Source organism: Bacillus sp. LR--39 (assembly GCF_053613335.1).
Genome location: NZ_JBSIOT010000095.1, coordinates 1 through 1,710, shown reverse-complemented (window position 1 = coordinate 1,710; position 1,710 = coordinate 1). Strand labels below are relative to the sequence as shown.

1 protein-coding gene and 1 pseudogene are annotated in these 1,710 nt (G+C 45.9%); both read right to left on the bottom strand.

Annotation, left to right across the window (positions count from 1 at the left end; genetic code table 11):
- Nucleotides 1–1,174 (bottom strand): annotated as a pseudogene (gene nasD / locus ACWHAR_RS20645) (NADPH-nitrite reductase); the annotation flags it as partial.
- 121 nt (nt 1,175–1,295) lie between these two features.
- A partial coding sequence (locus ACWHAR_RS20640) for a molybdopterin oxidoreductase family protein (RefSeq protein WP_452087681.1) occupies nt 1,296–1,710 on the bottom strand: 415 nt, incomplete at its 5' end.

Below are 1,710 nucleotides of genomic sequence, written 5' to 3'. Positions count from 1 at the left end.
TAGAGGTTTCAGAGATATCGGCTTCTTTTTGAATCATAGAAAACAGGCGATTGCCTTCGCTGCTGTCGCCGAATAAAACAGCACCGACAATTTGATTGCCTCTCAGGACTATTTTTTTATAGATGCCGTCCTGCTCATCGAAGACTTTAATCGCTTTTTTCTCCTCTGATTCGTTAAAGTCACCGGCAGAGAAGACCTCGACGCCTGATACCTTTAACTGTGTGGAGAGAACGGAGCCCTCATACGGTTTTGTTTCGATGCCGCACATATGCTTTGCCAGCACTTTTGCCTGTTCATACAGCGGCGCCACAAGCCCGTAGGCGATTCCTCGGTGCTCGGCACATTCGCCGACCGCGTAAATGTGCGGGATTTCAGTCTGCATATAATCGTTGACGATGATGCCGCGGTTAACCGGAATGCCGCTCTCGGCCCCGAGCGTTGTATTTGGGCGGATGCCGACAGCCATGACGACTAAATCAGCTTCAATGCTTGTGCCATCCTTGAATCGGAGGCCTTCGACACGGTCGTCACCGACAATTTCTTCTGTTTGCTTTTCAAGTAAAAAGGTCATACCTTGTTTTTCTAACTCGTTTTGCAGCAGGCGTCCTGCCGTTGCATCAAGCTGGCGCTCCATCAGGAATGGGGCAAGGTGGATGACGGACACGTCCATGCCGAGATTCAGCAGTCCGCGAGCTGCTTCCAAACCAAGTAGTCCTCCGCCGATGACGGCAGCTTTTTTATATTGTTTTGACGCGGCGAGCATTGTGTCTGTATCTTTTATGTCCCGGAAAGCTGTGACGCCTTTTTTGTCTGCGCCCGGAATCGGAAGGATAAAAGGGACCGATCCTGTCGCCAGGATCAATTCATCGTAAGGCTGGATTCTGTCTGCATCTGTGATGACTGTTTTGTTTTCCGTGTCCACTTTGATGACTGTTTCATTTGTATACAATTGAATGTTGTTTTCTTCGTACCAGTCCCAATCGTTTAACGTAATATCTTTAATATCTGTATCGCCTTGAAGCACTTTTGACAAAAGGATTCGGTTGTAATTGGGATGCGGTTCGGCACCGAAAATTGTGATCTGAAACTCGTCTTTAGCAACACTCAGTATCTCTTCAATGGCCCTTACCCCGGCCATTCCATTACCAACAAGAACTAGCTGTTTTTTTCCCATCAGATGATCCGCTCCTTATCAAATGTTTTTTCCAGCGTAGCACAGCAAAAAGGAATATTTAAGATACATGTTATAAAATGTAACAAAATATACGAAAAGTTCTAAAAATTTTATGAAAAATTTAAATAGGTCTGATTCGGACGGCGCATACCTTAAAACCGGGCATTTTACAGGCTGGATCTAAGGCTTCCCCGATTAAATCATTCACATTTTGAGCGTCTGCCCAATGGATGGGAACAAAAACGGTATCTTTTCTGATTTGTTCTGATAATTTGCTGCGGACGGTGATGCTTCCCCGCGGCGATTCTATTTTTACCAGTACACGGTCCTCGATATTGTAGGTCGCTGCTGTTTGCGGATGGATTTCCATAAACGATTCAAAATGTCTCGCGGCAAGGGCGGCGCTTTTTCTTGTTTGGACGCCTGTTAAGTAGTGAGACATGACTCTGCCTGTCGTTAAATAAAGCGGATAATCGGCTGACGGTTTCTCTTTTGGAACAGGTGGTTCGTTTGGAATCACACTTAATGCCGCTTTT